21 protein-coding genes are annotated in these 25,143 nt (G+C 57.7%); 7 read left to right on the forward strand and 14 right to left on the reverse strand.

Going from position 1 to position 25,143, the window contains the following annotated elements:
* The first annotated feature begins 203 nt into the window (after positions 1-203).
* Positions 204-1,604 (forward strand): M20/M25/M40 family metallo-hydrolase, encoded by a 1,401-nt coding sequence (locus tag CU100_RS03075; protein WP_106715069.1) that lies wholly within the window; start codon positions 204-206, stop codon positions 1,602-1,604.
* 52 nt (positions 1,605-1,656) lie between these two features.
* Positions 1,657-2,274, forward strand: coding sequence for a ribonuclease D (locus CU100_RS03080; RefSeq protein WP_106715070.1), 618 nt, complete (start codon positions 1,657-1,659; stop codon positions 2,272-2,274).
* A gap of 17 nt (positions 2,275-2,291) precedes the next feature.
* Here the strand turns inward: CU100_RS03080 and CU100_RS03085 are convergent, their stop codons facing one another.
* From CU100_RS03085 to CU100_RS03090, 3 genes are all read right to left on the reverse strand, one after another.
* Positions 2,292-3,407 carry an acyltransferase family protein gene (locus CU100_RS03085; protein ID WP_106715071.1) on the reverse strand — a complete coding sequence of 372 codons (1,116 nt, stop codon included), beginning with the start codon at positions 3,405-3,407 and terminating at the stop codon, positions 2,292-2,294.
* Between the two features lie 283 nt (positions 3,408-3,690).
* Positions 3,691-3,876, reverse strand: coding sequence for a hypothetical protein (locus CU100_RS26525; RefSeq protein ID WP_146141787.1), 186 nt, complete (start codon positions 3,874-3,876; stop codon positions 3,691-3,693).
* Positions 3,877-3,914: 38 nt separating this feature from the next.
* Positions 3,915-4,835 carry an adenylate/guanylate cyclase domain-containing protein gene (locus tag CU100_RS03090; protein WP_106715072.1) on the reverse strand — a complete coding sequence of 307 codons (921 nt, stop codon included), beginning with the start codon at positions 4,833-4,835 and terminating at the stop codon, positions 3,915-3,917.
* A 260-nt stretch (positions 4,836-5,095) separates the two neighbouring features.
* On the opposite strand from CU100_RS03090, the gene CU100_RS03095 reads away from it, so the two are divergent.
* Positions 5,096-7,279, forward strand: coding sequence for a transglycosylase domain-containing protein (locus tag CU100_RS03095; RefSeq protein WP_106715073.1), 2,184 nt, complete (start codon positions 5,096-5,098; stop codon positions 7,277-7,279).
* Between the two features lie 148 nt (positions 7,280-7,427).
* On the opposite strand, the gene glpK is transcribed toward CU100_RS03095, so the two are convergent.
* Together glpK and CU100_RS03105 are read right to left on the reverse strand one after the other, a co-directional pair.
* Positions 7,428-8,918 (reverse strand): glycerol kinase GlpK, encoded by a 1,491-nt coding sequence (gene glpK, locus CU100_RS03100; protein WP_106715074.1) that lies wholly within the window; start codon positions 8,916-8,918, stop codon positions 7,428-7,430.
* Positions 8,915-9,241, reverse strand: a complete 327-nt coding sequence (locus tag CU100_RS03105) for a hypothetical protein (RefSeq protein ID WP_106715075.1) — start codon at positions 9,239-9,241, stop codon at positions 8,915-8,917. The genes glpK and CU100_RS03105 overlap by 4 nt, the downstream gene beginning before the upstream one ends.
* Positions 9,242-9,342: 101 nt before the next feature.
* Here CU100_RS03105 and CU100_RS03110 point away from each other — a divergent pair, with 101 nt between their 5' ends.
* A complete protein-coding gene (locus CU100_RS03110; RefSeq protein WP_183635489.1) occupies positions 9,343-10,146 on the forward strand; it encodes an SDR family NAD(P)-dependent oxidoreductase in 804 nt (267 codons plus the stop codon).
* A gap of 236 nt (positions 10,147-10,382) precedes the next feature.
* On the opposite strand, the gene xylA is transcribed toward CU100_RS03110, so the two are convergent.
* From xylA to CU100_RS03125, 3 genes are read right to left on the reverse strand one after another with little or no spacing between them, the layout of a single operon-like run.
* The gene (gene xylA / locus CU100_RS03115; RefSeq protein ID WP_106715077.1) at positions 10,383-11,693 is read right to left on the reverse strand and encodes a xylose isomerase; all 1,311 of its coding nucleotides are present in this window, start codon (positions 11,691-11,693) and stop codon (positions 10,383-10,385) included.
* Entirely contained in the window at positions 11,690-13,144 is a 1,455-nt protein-coding gene (gene xylB, locus CU100_RS03120; RefSeq protein ID WP_106715078.1) for a xylulokinase, read from the reverse strand. The genes xylA and xylB overlap by 4 nt, the downstream gene beginning before the upstream one ends.
* A gap of 22 nt (positions 13,145-13,166) precedes the next feature.
* On the reverse strand, positions 13,167-14,411 hold the full coding sequence (locus CU100_RS03125; RefSeq protein ID WP_106715960.1) for an ROK family transcriptional regulator: 1,245 nt from the start codon (positions 14,409-14,411) through the stop codon (positions 13,167-13,169).
* A gap of 212 nt (positions 14,412-14,623) precedes the next feature.
* On the opposite strand from CU100_RS03125, the gene xylF reads away from it, so the two are divergent.
* The 3 genes from xylF (at position 14,624) to CU100_RS03140 (ending at position 17,849) form a co-directional block, all read left to right on the forward strand.
* Complete coding sequence (gene xylF / locus CU100_RS03130; protein ID WP_106715079.1) at positions 14,624-15,667, forward strand: D-xylose ABC transporter substrate-binding protein; 1,044 nt, start codon at positions 14,624-14,626, stop codon at positions 15,665-15,667.
* Between the two features lie 83 nt (positions 15,668-15,750).
* A complete protein-coding gene (locus CU100_RS03135; RefSeq protein WP_106715080.1) occupies positions 15,751-17,058 on the forward strand; it encodes a sugar ABC transporter permease in 1,308 nt (435 codons plus the stop codon).
* A gap of 11 nt (positions 17,059-17,069) precedes the next feature.
* Positions 17,070-17,849, forward strand: coding sequence for an ATP-binding cassette domain-containing protein (locus CU100_RS03140; RefSeq protein ID WP_170113715.1), 780 nt, complete (start codon positions 17,070-17,072; stop codon positions 17,847-17,849).
* Between the two features lie 51 nt (positions 17,850-17,900).
* Here the strand turns inward: CU100_RS03140 and CU100_RS03145 are convergent, their stop codons facing one another.
* The 6 genes from CU100_RS03145 to CU100_RS03170 all read right to left on the reverse strand — a co-directional run bounded on the left by CU100_RS03145 (position 17,901) and on the right by CU100_RS03170 (position 25,096).
* Positions 17,901-18,479: a NifU family protein gene (locus CU100_RS03145; protein ID WP_106715082.1), complete on the reverse strand. Its 579-nt coding sequence runs from the start codon at positions 18,477-18,479 to the stop codon at positions 17,901-17,903.
* 98 nt (positions 18,480-18,577) lie between these two features.
* Entirely contained in the window at positions 18,578-19,066 is a 489-nt protein-coding gene (locus CU100_RS03150; protein ID WP_106715083.1) for a universal stress protein, read from the reverse strand.
* A 53-nt stretch (positions 19,067-19,119) separates the two neighbouring features.
* Entirely contained in the window at positions 19,120-20,199 is a 1,080-nt protein-coding gene (gene trpS, locus CU100_RS03155; protein ID WP_106715961.1) for a tryptophan--tRNA ligase, read from the reverse strand.
* Between the two features lie 106 nt (positions 20,200-20,305).
* Positions 20,306-20,692, reverse strand: coding sequence for a VOC family protein (locus CU100_RS03160; protein ID WP_106715084.1), 387 nt, complete (start codon positions 20,690-20,692; stop codon positions 20,306-20,308).
* Complete coding sequence (gene murJ, locus CU100_RS03165; protein WP_106715085.1) at positions 20,689-22,275, reverse strand: murein biosynthesis integral membrane protein MurJ; 1,587 nt, start codon at positions 22,273-22,275, stop codon at positions 20,689-20,691. The genes CU100_RS03160 and murJ overlap by 4 nt, the downstream gene beginning before the upstream one ends.
* Before the next feature lie 7 nt (positions 22,276-22,282).
* On the reverse strand, positions 22,283-25,096 hold the full coding sequence (locus CU100_RS03170) for a [protein-PII] uridylyltransferase (RefSeq protein ID WP_106715086.1): 2,814 nt from the start codon (positions 25,094-25,096) through the stop codon (positions 22,283-22,285).
* Positions 25,097-25,143 lie beyond the last annotated feature (47 nt).

Raw genomic sequence — 25,143 nt, forward strand, 5'->3', positions numbered from 1 at the left:
CTAACACCGGGCTTGCGGCCAGCCTCATCCCCCTCTCCAGGGTTGACCGCAAATTGAGTGTAGTGATCTGGTCGCCTGTGGTCCCCCCGCCACGGCGGCCATTTCTTTTGGGCCTGAGGGAAGCCTTTTTTGTGCCGCGCCGCTCAAAATGCGCTAAGAAGAACTCCCCTCTCGATCCCGGCCCACAGAAATTGGAAATTGGAATGTCAGCTCTCGAACCTGTCTTGAACGTCCTCGACAATAATCTCGATAAAAGCCTTGATCGGCTTTTCGAGCTGCTCCGGATCAAGTCCATTTCGACGGACCCTGCGTTCAAGGCCGATTGCCGTGAAGCAGCCGAATGGCTCGTCGATGATCTGAAGTCGATCGGCTTTGAAGCAAGCATCAGGGATACGCCAGGTCATCCCATGGTCGTCGGCCATCACGAAGGTCCAGGCCCCGACGCGCCGCACGTGTTGTTCTATGGCCATTATGATGTACAGCCGGTCGATCCGCTGGACCTGTGGGAGAATGATCCTTTCGCGCCTGCGATCAAGGAAATCGACGGCGGCCGGAAGATTCTTACGGGCCGCGGCACGTCTGATGACAAAGGCCAGTTGATGACTTTTGTCGAGGCGTGCCGCGCTTACAAGGAAGTGCATGGCAAGCTGCCGGTGAAGATTTCCATCCTCTTCGAAGGTGAAGAGGAGTCTGGTTCGCCATCGCTGAAGCCCTTCCTGGAAGCGCACCGGGAAGAATTGAAGGCGGATTTCGCTCTCGTTTGCGATACGGGCATGTGGGATGCGGAAACCCCGGCCATCTCCGTCGGGTTGCGCGGGCTCGTTGGCGAGGAAATCGTCATCAAGGCCGCTGATCGCGATCTTCATTCCGGCATGTTCGGCGGCGCTGCCGCCAATCCTGTTCGCATATTGGCAAAGATACTTGCCGATATTCACGACGAGAACGGCGCCGTGACCATTCCTGGCTTTTACGACGGCGTTGACGAAACGCCGACGCAGATCCTGCAGATGTGGGAAGGGCTCGGCGCCACGCCGGAAAACTTTCTCGGACCCGTCGGCCTCTCCATTCCATCAGGTGAAAAGGGCCGTTCCATCCTCGAGTTGATCTGGGCTCGGCCAACAGCCGAGTTCAACGGCATGATCGGGGGCTATACCGGCCAAGGCTTCAAGACCGTCATCGCAGCCCAGGCCTCGGCAAAAGTGTCGTTCCGTCTCGTCCACAGCCAGGATCCGGCGAAAATCCGCGGGGCGTTCCGCGCTTTCGTGCGGGCACGCATTCCAGCCGACTGCAGCGTCGAGTTTCATGAGCACGGCGCTTCGCCGGCGATCCAGCTGTCCTACGAGTCCCCGCTGCTGACGAGAGCGAAGAATGCCTTGAGCGACGAATGGCCAAAGCCGGCCGTGCTGATTGCCATGGGCGGTTCGATCCCCATCGTCGGCGATTTCCAGCGTATGCTGGGCATGGAATCGCTGCTTGTCGGTTTCGGCCTTGAGGACGATCGCATCCACTCACCCAACGAAAAATACGAGCTGAACTCCTTCCACAAGGGTCAGCGTTCCTGGGCACGTATTCTCGACGCTTTGGCTAATCCAGCCAAAGCGTGAATATCGCCAGGCGCTGAATGCCTAGACAAGACAGAACTGACAGGAAACGACAATGACCATCCGCTTTCACCGCAATGATCTGCCAGACCTCGATAATTACCAGGTCGATGCTGTCGCTATCGATACGGAGACGCTCGGGCTCAATCCGCATCGCGACCGGCTTTGTGTCGTGCAGATATCTCCCGGTGACGGTTCGGCGGATGTCATCCAGATCGACAAGGGCCAGACGGCAGCGCCCAATCTGGTTAAACTGCTTGGCGACGATGCGATTACCAAGATCTTTCATTTCGGCCGGTTTGACATTGCCGTGCTGTTCCAGGCTTTCGGTGTCATGGCAAAGCCGGTTTTCTGCACCAAGATCGCCTCACGCCTGGTGCGGACCTATACGGACCGACACGGCCTGAAGGACCTCTGCAGCGAATTGCTGGAAGTCAATCTCTCCAAGCAGCAGCAATCTTCCGACTGGGGTGCGCCTGAACTGTCCCCGGCGCAACTGGAATATGCTGCATCTGACGTGCTCTACCTGCATCGCCTGCGTACGATTCTGCAGCAGAGGCTTTTGCGCGATGGCCGCTCGGAAGAAGCCGGCGCCTGTTTCGAATTCCTTCCTGTCCGCTCCAAGCTCGATTTGATGGGATGGGATGAGCAGGATATCTTTGCGCACAGCTAGACCAAATGGCACGAATATCACTCGGCTGAAGCGAGCGCGCCCCTCGGCGCCGGCGCGCGATCTATATAGGCCCATTGTGGGCGTCTGAACAGGAACTGGCCGTAGCCGCACCATTGGATCAACCAGTAGAGCATGACCGGGCCGAGGACGCCGCTGATCACGGTCAGGAGCGAGATCGTGCCGATATCGGTGATGATGCCGGTTTTCAGAAGAATCGTGCGGGCGATCGCCATTGGCAGGAAGAAGGCGAGGTAGACGACAATCGAATTCGCGCCGAGCCAGCGCAGCGGTTTCACGGCGGCTTCGAGAGATAGCGCCAGGCGGGCAATCAGCGCTGAAACGGACACGATAGCCAGTGCTCCGGCGCCGCCGGCGGCGAGCGAAATCAGCGGCACGCTCGCCCATCCGCCAAGTCCGCCGGAGGTCGCTGCCTCTGCCGGTATCCACGCTGCGAAAGGCAGTGGTGCCGGTGTGAAAACCAGCCAGCCATTGATCAACGCCCATGCACCGAGAATCGCAAGGGCGGTGGCCGGCCGCTGCCGCAGCCACTCCGCAAGGCGGAAGATTTCCGGCGCAAGTGCATAGCCCGCGAAGAAATAGACGAAGCGGCTGCAGAATTCGTCGACCACCAGCCATCCCGTATGGATCGGCAGCGTTTCGAGTACCGCAGCCACAGCAAGGACCAGCCAGACGTTCAGCCCCTTGACGAGCCGCGTGACGACAAAGAAAACCGGCAGCAGATAGATGAACCACAAGGTGCCGAAGGGTTGAATGAAGGCCATGAGATAGGCGGACAAAGCGCCTCCGGTACCGCTTTGCGCGACGATGCCGGGTGCCTTGAACAGAAACTGGATCGTCAGCCAGAGCACGTAGAAATAGGCGAAATGCACGATCTTGCGATCAGCATAACGCAGCCAGGAACGATCGATCACAATACCGAGAAACAAACCCGAGATCATGAAGAAATCCGGCATGCGGAACGGCTGGGCAAAGGCGACGACAGGATGCATCCAGCCGCGCGCGCCGGCCTCGGCCTCGACGCCGAGCACCGAATGCATCATCACGACGAAGATGATGCAGATACCCTTGGCAATATCCACCCAGTCGACGCGTGCCTTTTCGCCCGTGTTCATGTCTTGCGTACCCCACGATCCCAGTGCTCTTTGATACGTGAAAAATGAAAAGGGAAAGTAAAATTCGGTTGATGAACAGATCCGAACCGAAGGCACAAAAAAGCCGGGCATAAGCCCGGCGAATTGTGAACGCTAACGCGTCCAGAGGGGAACACGCAACGAGTGTAAAATGGGAGGAGAACCACTCGTTACGCAAGGATTAAAGTAGAACTACCGAAGAAGGTTTTCAAGGGCTGCAAAATAATATTTTACGCGCGCGATGATTTGAGCAGAAAACCTCATGTCACTGGGTTTGCTGGCCGGAACCGGAGAACTCCTGCAGGTCCTTGCAAACGCCGTGCCCGCGCAGCTGACACCCGCCAAGGCGATACTGCGCTTCGGCGTCGGGGTTTGGATTTAGCCTCTGGAACGCCGCGCCGCTACAACCGCTCACGATCAGCGTCAAAGTTGCAAATACCAGAAAGCGCATTGGTCACTCCGTGAGATTGCTCTGAATTCGAGCGCCGGTCAGGGTTCCGCGCTGCGGCGCGTAAACCATCGGATACTGCCAAGGACAGCCATTGCAAGCAACGGCCAGGCGGCCCAGAAAGTGCCGTGCCAGGCAAGCAGGTTGATGCAGGTGAGCGCAACGCCAAGAATAGTGAGCATTGCCAGAACCTGGTCGATCTGTCTTGTGTTGCGAATCCACGACAGTGCGGCCAAGGTTGCAATGGCGAGAATTGGCCAGGGCGCCCAGAATTCTCCGTCCCAGGACAGCAGATTGATGGCGAGGATGCCGGCCGAAACTGCGCCCACTACCCCATAGCTGCGCCACTTTGGTATCGCGGTGGCAGTGTCGCGGGCGGGATGGGGTTCAATTCTTGTCTCGGCCGGTGCAGTTTCCTGTTGCGCTGAACGGGAACTGTCTTCTCCGATCCTGATGGCGTAGCTGAGCACGCCACCTTCGATGTTCTTGACGGGTACCTGCCCCAGGGATTCGAAGCCAACCGCGACCTTGTTGCGTACCTGGTCATAGACGGTGCTGGATATGACGATGCCGCCCGCCGACGCGGATGCTTGCAGCCGTGCGGCGACGTTCACACCATCGCCGTAGATATCGTCGCCTTCGGCGATTACATCGCCAAGATTGATGCCGATGCGAAACAGCATGCGCGTGTCATCGGGCCGATCGGCGTTGTAGCCCGCCACCTCGTTCTGTATGTCGAGCGCTGCGCGCACGGCCTCGACCACGCTGGCAAATTCGGCGATCAGCCCATCGCCCCAGGTGTTCACGACCCTGCCACCATGGGTTTCGATCAACCGGGACATTGCCCCACGGTATTTTTTCAGGGTGTCGAGCGTTCCTTCCTCATCGGCCCGCATCAAGCGTGTGTAGTCCTGGACATCTGCCGAGAAGATCGTCGTCAGCTTGCGGCGCGTTCCGGTCATGGCGTCCTATTCTCCCAAGCTCCGTACCTGCAGGGGCCGCAGGGTATTTGTATGCAATGATATCCGCTGGAGCCTCATGTGGGAAGAGTTGGTCCGAGTCGTCTGCCCCGGTCCAGCTGCAAGCGGATTCATGCGTCCAATTCCTTGATCCCCCACATCGATTAACTGACGCGACTTTAACCGCACCTTAAATCGCCGCATTTACCCTGCAACGGGGCGTTTGCGACTATTCGGGCTTATCGGGGGCGGGACTCTCATCAATGGCATCACGCGACAGGGGCAGGCAGCGCATTGAACCGGGGTTCGGTACGGACCGCCGCTCGGGCGATGATCTGCGCGCAGATCCGGAGGACAGGCCTGTGGCAAAACGCAAGACGGCACGCAAACCGGCCAGGTCGAAGCGCGGCAGAGCGCGCCGGGGAAGCAGCGGCGGAGGGTTTTTCGGTGCGGTGCGCCGCTTGGTCTATTGGTCGTTCGTCCTGTGCATCTGGGGCGGGATCGCCCTTGCAGGAACGGTCATTTATTTTGCCGCCAAGATGCCGCAGACGACCACATGGGCAATTCCCGACCGTCCGCCCAACGTCAAGATCGTGTCGGTCGAAGGCGATCTGATTGCCAATCGCGGCGCCTCGGGCGGCGAGGCGATCAGCCTGCATGACATGTCGCCCTATCTGCCGGAAGCCGTCGTCGCCATCGAGGACCGCCGGTTCTATTCGCATTTCGGTGTCGATCCCATCGGCTTCACCCGTGCCATGCTTGCCAATGTCATGTCCGGACGCCTGGTTCAGGGCGGTTCGACGATCACGCAGCAATTGGCCAAGAACCTTTTCCTGACGCCGGATCGCACCATCGAGCGCAAGGTACAGGAAGTCATGCTCGCCCTTTGGCTCGAGCAGAAATACACCAAGGATCAGATACTCGAAATGTATTTGAACCGGGTCTATCTCGGTTCCGGGTCCTATGGTGTGGCTGCGGCCTCGCGCCGCTATTTCAACAAATCGGCCAGGGAAGTGACCTTGCCGGAGGCCGCACTGATTGCCGGCCTCCTGAAGGCGCCGTCGCGCCTGTCGCCCGCGCGCGATCCGAAAGCCGCCGGCGAACGGGCGCAGCTTGTGCTTGGCGCCATGCGCGAGCAGGGGATGATCGGCGACAAGGAACTCAGCTTCGCCAAGAAACAGCCGGCAACCCGCGCCGCCTCTTACTGGAGCGGCTCGGAGCAATATGTCGCCGACCGCGTGATGGAAGAATTGCCGGGTCTGATCGGAGATGTACGCAGCGATGTGATCGTCGATACGACGGTCGATCTCGGCCTGCAGAAACTCGGCGAAGCATCGATTCGCGATCTGATCGGCAAGAATGGTGAGAAACTCAACGTCTCGCAGGGCGCCCTGGTTTCGGTGGACGGCACCGGGGCCGTGCGGGCACTCGTCGGCGGCTATGATTATGCCAATAGCCAGTTCGATCGTGCCAGCGAGGCCAAGCGTCAGCCGGGCTCGGCATTCAAGCCCTTCGTCTATCTCTCGGCGCTTGAACAGGGGTTCACGCCTGAATCCGTGCGCAATGACGCTCCGATCCGCATTGGCAACTGGACGCCCGGGAATTTCAACGGCAAGTATTTCGGCAAGGTCACCCTGGCTGAAGCACTGGCGCGCTCGCTGAATTCCGTTTCCGCGCAGCTTGTGATGGAAGTTGGTCCGACGACAGTCGTATCGACAGCCCATCGCCTCGGCATCGAATCGAACCTTACGGCAAATGCATCGCTGGCGCTTGGAACATCGGAGGTCACGCTGCTGGAACTGACCGATTCCTTCGTTCCCTTCGCCAATGGCGGCTACAGGGCGCCGCCCTATGTCATCCGGCGCGTGACCACCAACGAAGGCAAGGTGCTTTACCAGCACAAGAACACGGCCACAGACCGCGTTATCGATCCGCGCAATGTCGGAATGATGAATGCCATGCTGCGCCAGACGGTCGACACAGGTACGGCGACGAAGGCCAGGTTCGGTTGGCCCGCGGCCGGAAAGACCGGTACCAGCCAGAACTTTCGGGACGCCTGGTTCATCGGCTATACCGCAAACCTGACGACCGGCGTCTGGTTCGGCAATGATGACGGCAAGCCGACGAAGAAGATCACCGGCGGATCATTGCCGGCCATTGCATGGAAAGACTTCATGGTCGCGGCGCACAAGGGCGTTCCGGTTGCCCAATTGCCGGGCGATTACCAGTTGCGCCAGCAGGTCAATGATGGAAACGACATTTTGCCCGGCAGTGATCCATCGGTCCCTCCGGCCGAGGGCATCCCTTCGGCGCAGGTCAATCCTGCTGGCCCTATGCCGCCGGTGGACCTCGGCGACCAGACCGGCTCCACCCGGCCGGTACCTCCCGGCGAAGTTGGCAACTCGGGCCGCAAGACGACGCTGTTCGACCTGATCATGGGCAATTAGCATTGTTCTTATCTCCCCGGAGAAATCGCAAGAGAGGGGGCTAGCTCAGTGAAGCGAATCGCTCCTCCAATATGGTAAAGCACCTTCCTCTCCGTCATCCTCGGGCTTGACCCGAGGATGACGGAGAGGAAGCGTTCTAAGATTGTAACTAACTCGTCAACGTCCGTTTCACCGCCGTTCGCCATCCCGCAATTTTCGCCTTGCGAGTCTTGTCGTCCATCTTCGGCGTGAAACGGATATCCCGCTCCCAGGTCTTGGAAAATTCCCGCCGGCTGGGCCAGATGCCGGCCTTTGAGCCGGCGAGCCATGCGGCCCCGAGTGCCGTGGTTTCGAGAATGGTCGGTCGATCGACCGGGGCGTCCAGAATGTCGGCGAGACGTTGCATCGTCCAGTCGGAAGCGACCATGCCGCCATCGACGCGCAGCACTGTCTTCGTACCAGACGATTTCCAGTCCTTGCGCATTGCATCCAGCAGGTCGCGGGTCTGGTAGGCCACCGATTCCAGCGCCGCCCGGGCAAATTCCGCCGGACCGGAATTGCGCGTGAGGCCATAGATTGCGCCGCGCGCCTCAGCATCCCAGTGCGGTGCTCCAAGGCCGACGAAGGCTGGCACGAGATAGACGTCCTGGCTGGGATCGGCCTGGTCGGCAAGTTTGCCGGTTTCAGGCGCCGAACCGATGATCTTCAGTCCGTCGCGCAGCCATTGCACGGCCGCGCCGGCGATAAAAATCGAACCTTCGAGGGCATAGGTCGTCTTGCCGTTGAGGCGGTAGGCAATGGTCGTCAGCAAGCGGTTTTTCGACAGCACCATGTCGCTGCCGGTGTTGAGAACGGCGAAACATCCGGTTCCATAGGTGGACTTGAACATTCCCGGCTCGAAACACGCCTGGCCAATAGTCGCCGCGTGCTGGTCACCCGCGACGCCGAGTATCGGTATCGAGGCGCCGAAAATGTCCGCCTCCGCCGCGCCGTAATCTGCCGCACAGTCCTTTACCTGTGGCAGCATGGCTCGGGGAATACGCAGAATATCGAGCAATTCATCGTCCCAGTCATTCGTCGCGATGTTGAAGATCAGGGTTCGCGATGCATTTGTGGCGTCGGTGGCGTGCACCTTGCCGCCGGTAAGCCGCCAAATGAGGAAACTGTCGACCGTGCCGAAAAGCAGTTCGCCATTTGCCGCGCGTTTGCGGGCGCCGGGCACCTTGTCCAAAATCCATGAGAGCTTCGTTCCGGAGAAATAAGGATCGAGCAGAAGACCGGTCTTCTTCGTGAACTTTTTTTCGAGGCCCTGCTTCTTCAGTTTCTGGCAGAGCGCGGCGGTGCGCCGGTCTTGCCAGACAATGGCATTATGTATCGGTTTGCCGGTGCCCTTGTCCCAGACAACGACCGTCTCACGCTGGTTCGTGATGCCGATCGCCGCTACGTCGCCTGCCTGGATCTTGGCGTTTTCGATGGCGACCTTGCAGGTGCTGAGCACGGATCGCCAGATTTCCTCCGGATCATGCTCCACCCAGCCGGATTGCGGGTAGATTTGCGTGAATTCCTGCTGGCTTTTGCCCGCAACCTTGCGATTCTTGTCAAAAACGATAGCGCGGCTCGACGTGGTGCCCTGGTCGATTGCCAGAATATATCCGTTCATGCTTCCCCCCTAGAGCAAATTTTGCCTGAATAGAGCCAGTTCTGTTTCTCGGATGGCGAGGCAATCCACACGGAAGGTGGCGAGGCCGATGCATTTCCATCGTCCGACGCCGCCTGACAAAGTGGTTGGCCGCCAGCTGGAAACCCAGCCGTTGGTTTGCTTTCGCAAACCAACAAGCTTTTAAACCCGCTGATCGAATTATCCGCGTTTCGCAGAAACGCGGTTCGATCAGTGGGCCGGGTGAATTCGAGCCAAATCCATCGGGCGTTAGCATTGTCCGATGGAAAGGCATCGGCCTCGCCAAACCCCTTGACCTTGTCCACGAATTCCCTCCGGCAGAACGACTCTATTTAGACAAACTTGCTCTAGTTTGCGGGCCACGATATGGGCTTCGCCCGAACGGATCAATCGCCCGCGACATGATATGCCTCGAATTTTGCAGTGCGATAAGCTATTGCTGGCGCAACGGAGTATTCCCATGACCAACGAAGAACCACGCAAGGTACTTGTCCTGACGGGCGCGAGCCGCGGTATCGGCCATGCAACGGTCAAGCGGTTTTCACGCGCCGGCTGGCGCGTCATCACCTGTTCGCGCCAGAGTTTCGACGATAATTGTCCCTGGCCGGCCGGACCGGACGATCACATAAAGGTCGATCTCGCCGACCCTGCCGATGTCGATCATGCGGTATCGGAGATCAGGCAGAGGCTCGCGGCGGAAGGCGGCAGGCTGAACGCGCTGGTCAATAATGCGGGCATCTCGCCCAAGAACAGCACGGGCGACCGGCTCGATTCCATCGAGACCCCCATGCAGACATGGATGAGCGTTTTCCAGGTGAACTTCTTTGCGCCAATCATGCTGGCGCGCGGCCTGTTTGCGGAACTTGAGGCGGCACAGGGGTCGGTGGTGAATGTAACATCGATCGCGGGCAGCCGGGTCCATCCTTTCGCGGGCACCGCCTATGCCACGTCCAAGGCGGCACTCGCGTCCCTGACCCGAGAGATGGCCTCGGATTTCGGTCCGCATGGCATCCGCGTCAATGCAATTGCCCCGGGTGAAATCGACACGGCGATCCTTTCGCCCGGTACCGACAAGATGATCGAGCATCTGCCCCTGCGGCGTCTCGGCAAGACCGCGGAAGTGGCGGAGACGATCTATTTCCTGTGCACGGAATCGTCATCCTACGTGACCGGTTCCGAGATCCATATCAACGGCGGTCAGCACGTTTAGCGTAGAGAATCGGCATTGCCTACAGCGAATTCACGACGCCAATTGTGGTCCTGCCACACGAAAAAGCCATGATTCCGCCACAAAAACTCACACAAGAATCTTCGATTCTTGCACAAGAATTGCCGCTGGAAGGCCGCTTTGGAAGGAGCTTAACCGCAACTCCGCAGCGCCTTCAGGTCGGCGCAGTAGCGGAATAAGTTCTCAGCTGAGAACTTATTCCTAGTATCTTAAACCTCTCAGACGTAGCGGTTTACAACGTTCTCCAGGTATTCCTGGCGTCCCGAGCGTGGTTGCGGCTGCAAATTGCTGTCGTTGACCTGCTTTGCGATCTCTTCAAGCGAGACCTTGCCCGAGAGCATGTCTTGCGCCTCCGGCTTCGACCATCCCGCGTAGCGATCATCGACAAAGCCAGTCAGAACCTTGTCCTCGATCATCTTCGCAGCCGCCTTGAGGCCACGTGCACAAGTATCCATGCCGCCGATATGCGCGACCAGGAGATCCTGCGGGTCGAGTGACTGACGACGCAGCTTCGCGTCGAAATTCGTGCCTCCACTGGTAAATCCGCCGGCCTTGAGGATTTCATAATAGGCTACTGCGACTTCGGGAACATTGTTCGGGAATTGATCCGTGTCCCATCCCGACTGGTAATCGTTGCGGTTCATGTCGATCGAACCAAAGATACCGAGTGCTGCGGCCGTTGCGATTTCATGTTCGAAGGAGTGTCCCGCCAGGATGGCGTGGCCCTGTTCGAGATTGACCTTGACCTCTTTTTCGAGGCCGAAACGCTTGAGGAAACCATAGACCGTGGCTGCATCGTAATCATATTGATGCTTCGTTGGCTCCTGCGGTTTCGGCTCTATCAGGATCGCGCCCTTGAAGCCGATCTTGTGCTTGTAATCGACGACGAGGCTCAAAAACCGGCCCATCTGGTCGAGTTCGCGCTTCATGTCGGTGTTCAGCAGCGTTTCGTAGCCTTCGCGTCCGCCCCAGAGAACATAGTTTTCGCCCTTCAGCTTCTGCGTGACATCGATGCAGGTCTTTACGGTTGCCGCCGCATAGGCAAAGACATCCGGGTCGGGATTGGTCGCAGCGCCCGACATATACCGGCGGTTGGAAAAGAGGTTGGCGGTGCCCCAGAGTAGCTTGGTCCCCGTCTTTTCCATCTTTGCGGCGAAGTAGTCGGCGATTTCATGCAGGCGCTTGTCGCTCTCGGCGATGCTGTCGCCTTCGGGACGCACGTCGGCATCGTGGAAGCAGAAATAGGCGGCGCCGAGGATCGAGAACATGTCGAAAGCGACGTCCGCCTTCAACTTGGCACCATCCATCGTGTCGTTGAACCATGGACGCTCGAATGTCTGCCCGCCGAATGGATCGCCGCCCGGCCAGACGAAGGAGTGCCAGTAGGCGACGGCAAATCGCAAATGATCCTCAAGCCGCTTGCCCAGGACGACTTCATCGGGATTGTAGAAGCGGTAGGCAAGCGGATTGGTGCTCTCCGGCCCTTCATATTTGACTGGTTTTACGTCGCCGAAAAATCCGCTGCTCATGATTGAACTCCTTTTAGTGCTGGATAGAGATTGTGGTAGCGGTGATACGCCGCGTCGAACTCGCCGAGAAGGCGGGCCTCCGGCTCGATCGTGTAGTCGGTGGCAGGTGCGGCGCAAACCGCTCTTGGATCGGCCTTTTCAGCGGCGATCAATCCGAGGCGGGCGGCACCGAAGGCAGCGCCAAAATCGCCATCCGCCGGTACATCGACGGGAATGTCGAGCGCCGTTGCGATGGCCTTGAGCCAGTATGTCGAGCGCGATCCGCCACCGACGGCGGTGACGCGGTCGAGCTTCGTCCCGGCGGCAGCAAGTGCGTTCAGGCAATCGCGAAACGCAAACGCAACGCCCTCCAGCACCGCCTGTGTCAGAGCCGTGCGGTCGCTGGCGTGTTCCAGGCCGTGAAAAGAGCCGCGAATGGCGGAATCGTTGAGCGGTGTACGTTCGCCGGAAAGATATGGCAGGAAGGTCACGCCGGACGGCGCGCGCAACGCATCGCCGAGCTCGCCCGTGAGTTCGGCAGGTTTGCGTGACGTGATGCCCGCGTACCAGTTCAGGGCATCGGTGGCCGAAAGGATAACACCCATCTGGTGCCAGGTGCCGGGCAGGGCATGGCAGAATGTATGGACCGCGCTCTCGGGATTGGGCAGATAGGTGCCATTGGCGGCAAAGAGAACGCCAGAAGTGCCGAGGGAAACGAAGGCATGGCCTTCGCCGACTGTACCCATGCCGCATGCCGACGCTGCGTTGTCACCCGCTCCGCCTGCAACGACGACATGGCTGCCCATGCCCCATTGAGAGGCGAGATCTGCCTTGAGCGTACCGGATACCTCGGTCCCTTCCACCAGAGAAGGCATGTTGCCGGCATCGAGGCCAGTCGCTGCAAGCAGATCCGTCGACCAGGCGCGTTTGCCGACATCGAGCCATGACGTTCCTGCAGCGTCCGACATTTCGGACACATGTTCTCCAGTAAGCCACAAGCGCAGGTAATCTTTTGGCAGAAGCACCCGGCGCAGCTTCGCGAAGATCTCGGGTTCGTTGTTTCTGACCCAAACGACCTTCGGTGCGGTGAAGCCGGGGAATACGATATTGCCGCTCAATGCCCGGAATTTCGGGTCGGCGTCGAGTTCGGCGGCTTCCTTGTGGCTGCGTGTATCGTTCCACAGCATACATGGCCGAAGCACGTCGTCGTTCGCATCGAGGAGCGTTGCGCCATGCATCTGGCCAGACAGGCCGATGCCCTTTACCGCGGCGAGCTCCTTGGCGTGGCGGGCTTTGAGGGCATGAACCGCGTCTTCGGTCGCCTTGATCCAGTGCGACGGGTCCTGTTCCGACCAGCCGGAATGCGGCCGGGAAACGTCGAGTGTCCCGGTGCCGGAGCCGATGACAGTCTGATCTTCGTCAATCAGCAGCGCCTTGACGCCGGATGTGCCCAAGTCGAGACCAAGATACATGGATTCTCCTCCTGAATTACGTTCAAACTGCCCGCTTGAGCGATGCGTCCCCAGCGTCGCGCGGAGCGAAAATCTGTGTATCGAGGTGAAGCAAGGATGTCATCATGCAGCCTTGCAGGATGAGAGGATGCTCATCGGGATAACAGCGTATTTTGAGATCCTCGGCCGCGCCCCAGCCGGAGGTACCGTATACGACTTCGCGCAGGTCTTCTTCGATAAGGTCGAAAACACCCGCGCCAGATCCGACGAGGGCCACAGGAACCGGGTCGATCAGGGAAAAGAGGCTGCGTAAACCTGAGCCGATTGCCTGTCCTGCATTGCGGAAAGCGGCGCGCTCTTCGCCATCTTCTGCCCGCGCCCGGTTTGCGATCGCTTCGTAGGCCGCAGCGTCGACGTCCTGTGCGGGCTGGTCTTTCGGGTTACGGCCGGAAGTCTTTCGCATGATGGCATAATCGCTGGCATAGGCTTCGATACAGCCATGCCGCCCGCAGCGGCAAAGGGCCCCGTCCGGAACGTGCAGCATATGACCGAATTCGGCGGCGGAGGAGTGGACACCAAGAAACGGCTTGCCTTTGAGATAAAGTCCCATGCCGATGCCGTGCGAGAGGAGGATCGCCGCGAAATCGTCTGAGTAGCGGTCCGGCTCGATCCAGCGCAATGCTTCTGCGATCATGTTGCAATCGTTGGCGACGCCGACCGCTACGTCGTAGCGCTCGGAAAGCACTTCGCCAAAAGGAATATTACTGTCCGGCGTGATCGGCGACCACAACATCGTCGTGCTTGCCGCATCGGTGACGCCTTGGACACCCATGGAGATATGCATGAGCCGGCCCGCCCCGGAGGTCTTGCTTTCGAGCAGATTGTCGAGCATCGAACAGATCGCCCCGATCAGATCGTCCGACGTGGCGTCGAGTGTCGAAACCCGCCGGAATTCTTCAGCAATCAATTGGCCCTTGTAGTCGAACAGAACCGCGTGGACCAGATTGAGCGCGAGTTCGACAGTCGCGATCGTTGCTATATCCGGGTTCAAAGTGAGTGCGACTTGGGGCCGTCCCCGCCGGTTTGCTGCTGCATCGGCATCGCGGCTTTCGGTTACAATCCCCTCGGAAATGAGCGCTGTCGTGATAGCCGAAACTGTCGATGGGCTGAGCCCAGTCTGCGCGACAATATCGGTCCTCGACAACAGCCCGTGTTGCCGCAGTACTGTCAGCACAAGGCGTCTGTTCTGACGCCGGACATCGTCAGGACGCGCAATTTCATCTAGCAACAAAACGATTTCCTCCCGAAATCTGTTTAGTGTGCAGCGCAATAAATGTCTGCCTTGCAGCAGGTTATGCTACGAAAATCTAAGTTGACACGAAATCTGTTTTAAGTCACTATTTTTTTCGAGGCTCGAATTAAAGAGCTTCGATGCCGGCCGGAGGTGAAGTGCCAGCATCGACATGATCAACGCGTGCTGCTCGCACTGGGAGGAATACCATGAAAAAATATGCAACCGCACTCGCGGGGGCTGCAGTTCTTGCAATGTCATTTGCTGGTCCTGTGCTGGCAAAAGACAAGATCATCGGCGTGTCCTGGTCCAACTTCCAGGAAGAACGCTGGAAGACCGACGAAGCCGCGATCAAGAAGGCGCTCGAGGCCAGTGGAGACAAATATATTTCGGCAGATGCACAGTCCTCTGCTTCCAAGCAGTTGACCGATGTTGAAAGCCTGATCTCGCAAGGGGCCAACGCCTTGATCATCTTGGCACAGGATTCGAGCGCAATCGGACCTGCCGTTGAAAAGGCTGTCGCCGAAGGTATTCCGGTCGTTGGCTATGACCGCCTGATCGAAAACAAGGACGCGTTCTACATTACGTTCGACAACAAGGAAGTCGGGCGGATGCAGGCTCGCGGTGTATTCGCGGTAAAGCCTGAAGGCAATTACGTCTTCATCAAAGGCAGCTCGGCTGATCCGAACGCCGACTTCCTCTTTGCAGGCGCGCAAGAAGTGCTGAAAGAAGCGATCGACTCCGGCAAGATCAAGAACGTCGGTGAGGCCTATACGGATGGCTGGCTTCCAGCGAACGCGCAGAAGAACATGGAGCAGTTCCTGACTGCCAATGACAACAAGGTAGATGCGGTCGTTGCTGCGAATGACGGAACTGCAGGCGGCGCGATTGCGGCCCTGCAGGCCCAGGGACTTGCAGGCACCGTTCCCGTTTCGGGCCAGGACGCCGATTTCGCTGCGCTTAATCGCATTGCACTCGGCACCCAGACCGTAACGATCTGGAAGGATTCCCGCGAACTTGGCAAGCAAGCTGCGGGTATTGCCGCAGCCCTCGCAGATGGCAAGAAAATGGAAGAAATCCCGAACGTCCAGAAGTTTGCCGGAGGCGTCAACAAGGTTGAAGTCAATGCGGTGTTCCTGACGCCTGTCCCCGTCACGAAGGACAACCTCGATGTCGTCATCGATGCCGGCTGGGTGACGAAGGACGTTGTCTGCCAAGGCGTGAAGGCAGGCTCGGCAGCCGCCTGCAAATAGCATTATCAACTATCAAGAAGGAACGCCGCTGGTCCAATGGGGTCAGCGGCGTTTCCAAAAGAAAATGAAATTGGGAGAGTGAAATGAGTGATCCGGCCATCAGCCTTGACCGGGCCCGTTCGTCGGAACTCGGCATTGTCGCCAGGTTTTTCAAGGCGACGGAGCTCGACACGCGCCTTTTGGGAATGATCGGAGCTCTTGTCGTTATATGGCTGGCGTTCCAGTTTCTTTCGGGCGGCCAGTTTCTGACGCCCCGCAACATCTGGAATCTGTCTGTTCAAACGTCATCTGTTGCGGTCATGGCGACAGGCATGGTGCTGATCATCGTTACCCGCAACATCGATCTTTCCGTCGGCTCCATTCTCGGCTTTGTCGGCATGATCATGGGTGTCGTCCAGGCTGAAATCCTGCCCGGCCTGATTGGCTTTGAAAACCCCGCAACCTGGGTCATCGCCCTCACCATTGGTATCGTGACGGGCGCTCTCATCGGCGGTATACATGGGTTCATCATTGCCTTCCTTGGCGTTCCAGCTTTCATTGTCACCCTTGGTGGCCTCCTGGTATGGCGTGGCGCTGCCTGGTGGGTTACGTCCGGGCGAACGGTCGCCCCGATGGATTCGACCTTTCGCCTCATGGGCGGCGGTCCCGAAGGTTCTATCGGAGCATTCTGGAGCTGGGTCGTAGGCATCGTTGCTTGCGTCGCAATCATCGGGATGATCATCAACAGCCGCCGCCAGCGGAAGCGCTTCAACTTCCCCCGTCGCCCGATATGGGCTGAGACCTTCATGGCTGCTGTGGGTTGCTTTCTGGTACTGGGCGCGGTCGCCGTTGCAAACGCCTACTATTGGCCAATCGGCATTGTGCGCAGATATGCAGAAGCCAATAGCATCACAATTCCCGATGGTGGCCTGTTCATCTCACACGGCATTGCCATTCCGGTGCTGATCGCCGTTTCGGCAGGTTTGATCATGACGTTCGTCGCTACCCGCACCCGCTTCGGCCGCTATGTCTTCGCTATGGGTGGCAACCCCGAAGCGGCCGATCTGGCCGGCATCAACACACGATGGGTAACGATGAAGATATTCATCATCATGGGGGTTCTTTGCGCAATTGCCGGCGCGATTTCCACCGCCCGCCTGAACGCCGCGACAAACGCCCAGGGGACGCTCGATGAGCTTCTGACCATTGCCGCAGCCGTTATTGGCGGCACTTCACTGGCTGGTGGTATTGGCACCATTGCAGGCGCCATGATCGGTGCATTGCTGATGCAGTCGCTGAGTTCCGGCATGGTCCTGCTTGGTCTTGATACACCATTGCAGAACATTGTGGTTGGTCTGGTCCTTGTCGTCGCCGTCTGGCTCGACACGATCTATCGCCGCCGTACTGCATAGGAGAATCTATGATGAACAACACACAAGTACCTCTCATAGAAATGCAGAATATCTCGATTGCATTCGGTGGCATCCGAGCAGTCGATGGAGCTTCGATCGATCTTTATCCAGGGGAGGTCGTGGCTCTTCTCGGACATAATGGCGCCGGAAAGTCTACCTTGATCAAGGTTCTGTCAGGCGCCTACAAGCGTGATAGCGGCACGATCAAGGTAAGTGGTGAAGAAGCGACTATAAGCAATCCGCGCGATGCCAAAAGCTACGGTATCGAAACGATCTACCAGACGCTTGCGCTTGCCGATAATGTAGATACCGCCGCCAACCTTTATCTTGGACGTGAATTGATGACGCCGTGGGGGACTCTCGACGACGTTGCAATGGAACACAAGGCCCGCGAAGTCATGGGGCGCCTCAATCCCCGATTCCAGCGCTTCAAGGATCCGGTCAAGGCTCTCTCCGGCGGCCAGCGGCAGTCTGTGGCGATCGCACGGGCGATCTTGTTCGACGCACGGATATTGATCATGGATGAACCCACTGCCGCTCTCGGGCCACAGGAGACGGCGCAAGTGGGTGAACTCATCAAGCAATTGAAAAGCGAGGGAATCGGCATATTCCTCATCAGCCACGATATTCATGATGTTTTCCACTTGGCCGACAGAGTCGCAGTGATGAAAAATGGCCAGGTCGTGGGGACTGCGAAAGTCGGCGACGTCAACGAAGACGAAGTGCTCGGAATGATAATCCTTGGAAAGTGCCCCCCAGGGGCGATTCCTGGACCGGGTGCAGTCAACTAGTTGGAACAAAAAAGGCCGCGCGAGCGGCCTTTTTTGTTTAATGAGGAACGATCAGATAGCCTCGACCTGCTGAACTTCCGGAACGAAGTGTTTCAGCAGGTTCTGAATTCCATGCTTCAGCGTAGCTGTCGAAGAAGGGCAGCCCGAACAGGCGCCCTTCATGTGGAGAAATACCGTTCCGTTTTCATATCCACGGAAGGTGATGTCGCCACCGTCCTGAGCTACCGCTGGACGCACTCTCGTTTCGAGAAGTTCCTTGATAGTGTCGACGATTTCAGTGTCAGCGCTATCGAAGAATTCGCCATCCGTTTCCCGTTGTGCGGTGTCGGCAACCTGCGTCGCGTTGGCCATCACAGGCGCACCGGACATGAAATGCTCCATGATGGCACCAAGAATAGCGGGCTTGAGGTGCTGCCATTCCGGACCGTCAGACTTCGTCACGGTAACGAAGTCGTAACCGAAAAATACGCCGGTAATGCCGGGTACAGCGAAAATCTTGCCTGCGAGGGGTGATGCCTCACCAGCACTTGCCGCATCGCGAAAATCGGCTGTGCCTTCCTCGAGAACAACCTTGCCAGGGAGGAACTTCAAAGTAGCCGGGTTGGGCGTAGCTTCAGTCTGGATAAACATGATTGATCTCGCGTATCAGTTTAGAACAATTCAAAGGCGGATATAGGCCTTTAAACCCAACTCTTCAAGTCAAGATTGTGTCACGGTTCTTTCACGCATCACGTGATGGCGTCAATATCTTCGTCGGAAAGATTGTAGGGCACCACTGTTACGGGTATCGAAAACGTTTCGCGTCCCGCAAGCGATTGAACAAGCGGACCAGGACCGTCCTTGCCCGAACCCGCTGCCAGGACCAAGATGGCAATGTCCTGGTCTTCCTCAATGAGCTTCTGGATCTGCTCGGACGTAATGCCTTCGCGTACAACCAGTTCCGATTCGATTCCTATGGTTTCGCGAACGCTGGCAGCGAATTTGCTCAGCGTTGAATTGGCCCGCTCTTCTGCTTCTGCGCGCATGATCTGCTCGACGCCCAGAAACTGCTGAAAATCCGCAGTGTCGATCACGAACAGCAGCAAAAGGACGCCGCCCGTCGTCTTGGCACGGCGAGACGCATAAGCAACCGCCCTCTCACATTCGGGCGTTTCGTCGATGACGGCCAGAAACTTGCGGCGGTGACCGGCCTCGCGGCTAAGACGTCTTGATACCATGTGTTCAACCTGCCTCAAGCATCGATCGCATGCAAGACCATCCCTGATGCGGCCTAGTTCTGTAGGAAGCCGACAATATCACGAACATCCCGCATCGTCTTCTCGGCAAGGACACTGGCCCGTTCGCCGCCATCCTTGAGAACGGCATCGATATAACCAGGATCGGCCGAAAGCCGCCGCATTTCCGCAGCTATCGGCGCGAGCTTTTCAACAGCGAGGTCAGCAAGGGCTGGCTTGAACGTCGAGAATTGATGCCCGCCGAAATCGCGGATCACCGTAGCCCTGTCGCTGTCGACCAACGCAGCGTAAATGCCCACGAGGTTGTCCGCTTCGGGCCGGTCTTTCAGGCCCTCGATTTCGGACGGCAGTGGTTCCGAGTCGGTCTTGGCCTTGCGGATCTTTTTCGAGATCGTGTCCACATCGTCTGTCAAATTGATCCGCGACAGGTGGGATGGGTCCGACTTCGACATCTTCTTGGTTCCGTCGCGCAAACTCATGACGCGCGCCGCAGGTCCGCCGATGACAGGCTCCGTCAGCGGGAAGTAGCTGGAAATGATTTCCTCGCCGGATGGCGTATCGACACCGAGCCCGAGGTCAGCGATGCGGTCGGAGAAATCGGTGTTGAACTTCTGAGCGATGTCGCGCGTCAACTCCAAATGCTGCTTCTGGTCTTCTCCAACCGGCACATGGGTGGCGCGGTAGACAAGGATATCGGCGGCCATCAAAGTAGGGTAGGCGAAAAGGCCCACGGATGCATTCTCACGGTCCTTGCCCGCCTTGTCCTTGAACTGGGTCATTCTGTTGAGCCACCCCATGCGGGCAACGCAATTGAAGACCCAGGCCAGTTCGGCATGCTGGTGCACACGGCTCTGGTTGAAAACGATGTTCGTTCTTGCATTTATTCCCGAAGCGAGGAACGCTGCGGTAACCTCACGCGTGTTGCGCTGCAATTCGGCCGGACCGCCCCAAACAGAAATCGGCGGAGTAATGGCGTGCTGGTCGACGACACAATATATGCACTTGCTGGTCTCCTGAAGCGCGACCCACCGTCGGATGGCACCGAGATAATTGCCAAGGTGCAGATTGCCGGTCGGCTGGACACCGGAAAAGACGAGCGGTTCAAACATGCTCATATATTGTCCTTGATCGTTGGGGATCGGGCTTTCGCGCGCCGACAGCAGTGAAACCGAGCTTTTGGCAGAGGGAGGCACTCGATTCAAGCCTTATTGAACGTGAGTCTCATTTAAGCTGAAGCAGATCCCATTTGTTGCCATAAAGGTCCTCGAACACGGCGACGCTCCCGTAAGGTTCATGACGCGGCTCCTCGAGGAATTGAACTCCCGCTCCGATCATCCTCGCATGGTCCTCGGCGAAATCATTGGTGTAGAGGAACAGTGAAACACGACCACCGGTCTGATTGCCGATGCTCGCCTTTTGCATATCTCCGTCAGCCTTGGCCAACAGCAGGCTGGCGCCGCCGCCTTCTGGTGCAATCACGACCCAACGCTTTGTCCCTGAAAGCGGCGTATCTGCGGCAAGAGTAAACCCCAGCACATTTGTGTACCACCTTATCGCCTCGTCGTAGTCATGCACGACAAGCGTGATCATGCCAATGAACCGGCTCATGGTGCGCTGTCCCCAGGCGCTTTGGGTCTGCGCCTTACATTTCTGCGGATCATGCCGAAGCTCGCTCCACCTGTCCCGAAGGCCAGTGCAAAATAAAGGATCATCGACAATCCGACGAGCGACAAGACGGCTATGACCTGTGTGTGCAGGGGGGCATCAGGCTCTAGCGCAGGCCCCATCCACCCAATGGCATAGTAGAGTGCAATTCCCATGAGAGCGGCGGAAACAATCAGCCGTGGAATGCGCGTGAGCAGGGGAATGTCGCGGCCCCAATGCCCTCGCCAGACCAGTGTGATGAAGAGCAACAGCGCATTGGTCCATCCGGCGACGATCTCGGCCGTTGCGATGCCAGTCTCGGCCATTATCGGAAACAGCGTCAGCGCAAGGCTGACATTCACGATCACCGCGACAGCAGCGAAGATCATGGGTGTTCGAGTATCTTCGCGTGCGAAGAATCCCGGCAGGAACGCCTTAATCAAAACGAATGCTGGAAGACCAAGCCCATAGATTGCGAGGATGTTACCGACCGTTTGGGTGGATGCGGCGGAGAAGTTGCCGCGTTCGTAGAGAATCCTGACGATCGGTTCGGACATCACCAGCAATGCCGCGGCAGCGGGAAGGGTAAGAAACAGGGTGAACTCAACGGATCGGTTCTGCAGGCTGCCGGCCTCCTTCAGATTTCCCGAACGCAGCGCACGCGCCAATTCCGGCAGGAGGACCGTCGCTACCGCAATTCCGACCACACCCAAGGGTAATTGATAGATCCGGTCGGCATAGGCCAGAGACGATATCGCTCCTGATTTTCCCGACGCGATATTCGTGTTGATCAACAGGTTGATCTGCGTGATGCCGCCCGTTACGGCGGCGGGGAAGGCCAATATCAGCAGCCGTTTAACGTTGGCAGTCATATGAGGTAAGCGGAAGCCAATGGATATGCCCGCGTTTCGCACGGCGAACCATACTATCGCCAGTTGAACGAGACCGGAGACCATGACACCCCAGGACAAGGCGTATCCGACGGCCTTGCCGTCCTGGCCTTTCCACCAGGCGTAGCCGAGTACGCCAATCAGTATGACGTTCAGAAAAACAGGAGCGATCGCGGCGGCGAAATAACGGTGCAGTGAATTCAGCATACCGCTCATCATCGCGGCGAGAGACATGCAGGCGAGGTATGGGAACATGATGATCGCCATCGACACCGTGTTGTCGAATTTTGCGGCGTCGTCAACGAAGCCCGGTGCGATCACGAAGCGCACGATCAGGGGCATGGAGAGTTCCATCAGGATTGTCAGGCTGAGCAGGACAGTAAACAGAACACCGAAGACTTCCTCGGAGAAACGCCGCGCACCATCAAGGCCATTGGCTTCGATCTCCTTGGCAAACAAGGGCACGAATGCGGAATTGAAGGCACCTTCGGCGAAGAGCCGCCGGAACGTGTTCGGAAAGCGGAAAGCTGCATTGAAGGCGTCGGCGACAGGTCCGGTCCCCAACGCGGAAGCCATCAACATCTCGCGCGTGAAACCGAAAACGCGGCTCATCAAGGTGCCAGACGCAACCGTCGCAAATTTCTTGACCAGGCTCATTTTCGGGTCATTCCGCCGTCATGAGGATGTTCGGCCGTTGTGGCTGGGCAGTGGTTATGTCTCCTTCGCCGAACAGCGCCAGCAGCTTTTTGCGGATACGGTTCTGGCGTGCCGTATTGGTTATTTGATGGCCGACCAGATCGGTTACATAGAACACATCGATTACTTTCTCACCAAACGTAGTTACGTGCGCCGAAGCGATGTCGAGTGAGAGGTCGGATATAGTCCCCGTTATCTCGGACAGAACACCGGGACGATCCAGCCCCTCGACTTCGATGACGGTGAATTTGTTCGACAGAGTGTTGTTTATCTCGACACGCGGCGTGATGCGGAAGGCCTTTACCGCACGCTTCGGCTTCGTGCGGCTTGCCAGCATTTCGGGAAGGTAGGATTTTCCGGAAAGCACGTCCTCGATCAACCGGCCGACGCGCATGGCACGCCGCCGTTCGTCATCGTCGGTTGGAAACTCCCGGCTTATAAGAATCGTATCAAGTGCGCGACCGTCGCTGGTCGTAAAGATCTGCGCATCGACGATATTGGCGCCGGCTCCGGCGCAGGCGCCTGCGATGATCGACAGCAACCGAGGATGATCCGGTGACAACACCGTGATTTCTGTTACGCCCTCGAAGTCATGGGTCTTTACCATCGTAGCGAGTGCTTTGCCGCTTGCATCTGTCTCGCGCACAAAATTGGCATGGCGAATTTGATCTTCGAGACTGACAGTCAACAGATAGTTCTGATAGTGCAAAGCCAGATACGACTGGCGCTCGACCTGTGGCCAAGACGACAATGCATGGTCGAGTTGAATGCGAGCGTGATCGGTGCGCTCCTTGCGGGAGACTTCGGAGAATCCGCCTGTGAGCATCAATTCGGTTTCGTAGAAGAGATTGCGGAGCAACTGGCCCTTCCAGCCATTCCAGACCCCGGGTCCGACTGCCTTGATATCGCAGATCGTCAAAACCAGAAGCAGTTTCATGCGGTCGAGCGTTTGGACAATCTCAGCAAAGTCTTCGATTGTCTTGCGGTCGTTCAGATCGCGAGACTGCGCTACCCGGCTCATCGTCAAATGCTGTTCCACAAGCCAGGCAACTGTCTCCGTGTCGGCCTGAGAAAGGCCGAGGCGCGGGCAGACCCGTCGGGCGATCCTTGCCCCGGCAATCGAGTGATCCTCCGGCCTTCCCTTGGCTATGTCATGAAGAAGTAGCGCCACATAAAGGATCTGCCGATCTTTTTTCAGGCCAGGCATGATCTGGTTGGCAAGCGGGTGTTCCTGTCCAAGATCGCCGTGGTCAATCTCCGACATGACAGCGATACAACGCAGCAAATGCTCATCGACAGTATAGTGATGATACATGTTGAACTGCATCATGGCGACGACCTTGCCGAAATCGGGAATGAACTTGCCAAGCACGCCCGACTCGTTCATCCGCCGCAGGATGAGCTCGGGGTTTCGCTCAGAGGTCAAGACTTCCAGGAAAAGCCGGTTTGCCTCGGGATTTTCCCTCAGATCAGCCTTGATCAGCGACAGCGAACGCGTCACCAATTGCATGGCGTCGGGGTGGAACTCGAGGCCATGTTCGTCTGCCAGCCGGAACAGTCGGATAAGATTGACGGGATCCTTCCGGAAGACTTCGTCATTCGCGATGGTGATGCGGTGATTGTCGACCACGAAATCGCTTGTGCCGGGGAGCTTTCGCTTGCGACGTGAAAAGGTGAGAAAGATCCGGTTGAACCCCGGGACATGCTTGGCCTGCTCTTCTTCCAGGGCCGCGCATATGATCCGCGTAAGATCACCAACTTCCTTGGCGATGAGGAAGTAGTGTTTCATGAACCGTTCGACGTCTCGCTGGCCAGGATGGGCCGTATAGCCAAGCCGGCGGGCAATCTCGCTTTGGATATCGAATGAGAGGCGCTCCTCTGCCTTGCCTGTCAGAAAATGCATGTGACAGCGGACAGCCCAGAGCAGATCCTCGGCCTTTTGGAAGATCTTGTGTTCAGCGCGAGAAAGTACATCCAGCTTGACCAGTTCGTCGCTTGTTTTGACCCTATAGTAATATTTGGCAATCCAGAACAGCGTGTGAAGATCACGTTGGCCGCCTTTGCCTTCCTTGACGTTCGGTTCCACCAGATATCGGGTCGCGCCGGCTTTGCGGTGGCGGGCGTCACGCTCGGCAAGCTTTGCTTCGATAAAAGCTGGCCCGGTTCCCCTGACCACCTCGTCATCGAAACGCTGCTCGAGTTTGGCAAAAAGATCCTCGTTCCCGCAAATGTACCGAGCTTCCAGAATGCTGGTTCGGATCGTCATGTCGGCCAGAGACTGGCGAATGGACTCGTCGAGATTGCGGGTCGAGTGACCGACTTTGAGACCTGCATCCCACAGCATGTAGAGGATGTATTCGACGACCTGTTCGCCCCACGGTGTCTGCTTATAAGGTAGCAAGAACAACAGATCGATGTCGGAACCGGGTGCGAGACCCCCGCGGCCATAACCGCCAACTGCAACGACCGCCATCCGTTCAGCAGTCGATGGATTGATAGCGGGGTATACATGCGCAACCGCAAAATCGTAGAGTTCAGATATGATCCGGTCCATCAGATAGGAAAGCCGGATTGAACAGTGCGTCCCCGCAGCATCCTTCGTCAGCATCTCTTCGGCCGTCTTTCGACCGGCGAGCAGCGTCTGTTTTACCAGTTGCAATACATCGTTACGGTCGACCGTCGCGGTGCCCTTCTTGTCCGTGGACATGACCAACTCTTCAAATTGACGATGAAGTTCGGCCGGGCTGACGATCTGTTCCAGTCTAAGGTCTGAAGCGCTCATGAATACGTCTTTATGAATAATGGCCGCACGCTATAGCGCGAATTTAC

The sequence above is a fragment of the Phyllobacterium endophyticum genome (assembly GCF_003010935.1).
Taxonomy (GTDB): Bacteria; Pseudomonadota; Alphaproteobacteria; order Rhizobiales; family Rhizobiaceae; genus Phyllobacterium; species Phyllobacterium endophyticum.

Coding starts and splice junctions, on each gene's coding strand:
- CU100_RS03080 (WP_106715070.1), top strand. CDS start 1,657: ATGACCATCCGCTTTCACCGCAATGATCTGCCAGACCTCGATAATTAC.
- trpS (WP_106715961.1), bottom strand. CDS start 20,199: ATGAGCATGTTTGAACCGCTCGTCTTTTCCGGTGTCCAGCCGACCGGC.
- CU100_RS03110 (WP_183635489.1), top strand. CDS start 9,343: ATGCCTCGAATTTTGCAGTGCGATAAGCTATTGCTGGCGCAACGGAGT.
- CU100_RS03145 (WP_106715082.1), bottom strand. CDS start 18,479: ATGTTTATCCAGACTGAAGCTACGCCCAACCCGGCTACTTTGAAGTTC.
- CU100_RS03150 (WP_106715083.1), bottom strand. CDS start 19,066: ATGGTATCAAGACGTCTTAGCCGCGAGGCCGGTCACCGCCGCAAGTTT.
- murJ (WP_106715085.1), bottom strand. CDS start 22,275: ATGAGCCTGGTCAAGAAATTTGCGACGGTTGCGTCTGGCACCTTGATG.
- glpK (WP_106715074.1), bottom strand. CDS start 8,918: ATGAACGGATATATTCTGGCAATCGACCAGGGCACCACGTCGAGCCGC.
- CU100_RS03135 (WP_106715080.1), top strand. CDS start 15,751: ATGAGTGATCCGGCCATCAGCCTTGACCGGGCCCGTTCGTCGGAACTC.
- CU100_RS03095 (WP_106715073.1), top strand. CDS start 5,096: ATGGCATCACGCGACAGGGGCAGGCAGCGCATTGAACCGGGGTTCGGT.
- xylF (WP_106715079.1), top strand. CDS start 14,624: ATGAAAAAATATGCAACCGCACTCGCGGGGGCTGCAGTTCTTGCAATG.
- CU100_RS03085 (WP_106715071.1), bottom strand. CDS start 3,407: ATGAACACGGGCGAAAAGGCACGCGTCGACTGGGTGGATATTGCCAAG.
- CU100_RS03160 (WP_106715084.1), bottom strand. CDS start 20,692: ATGAGCCGGTTCATTGGCATGATCACGCTTGTCGTGCATGACTACGAC.
- CU100_RS03075 (WP_106715069.1), top strand. CDS start 204: ATGTCAGCTCTCGAACCTGTCTTGAACGTCCTCGACAATAATCTCGAT.
- CU100_RS03090 (WP_106715072.1), bottom strand. CDS start 4,835: ATGACCGGAACGCGCCGCAAGCTGACGACGATCTTCTCGGCAGATGTC.
- CU100_RS03140 (WP_170113715.1), top strand. CDS start 17,070: ATGAACAACACACAAGTACCTCTCATAGAAATGCAGAATATCTCGATT.
- CU100_RS03170 (WP_106715086.1), bottom strand. CDS start 25,096: ATGAGCGCTTCAGACCTTAGACTGGAACAGATCGTCAGCCCGGCCGAA.
- xylA (WP_106715077.1), bottom strand. CDS start 11,693: ATGAGCAGCGGATTTTTCGGCGACGTAAAACCAGTCAAATATGAAGGG.
- CU100_RS26525 (WP_146141787.1), bottom strand. CDS start 3,876: ATGCGCTTTCTGGTATTTGCAACTTTGACGCTGATCGTGAGCGGTTGT.
- xylB (WP_106715078.1), bottom strand. CDS start 13,144: ATGTATCTTGGTCTCGACTTGGGCACATCCGGCGTCAAGGCGCTGCTG.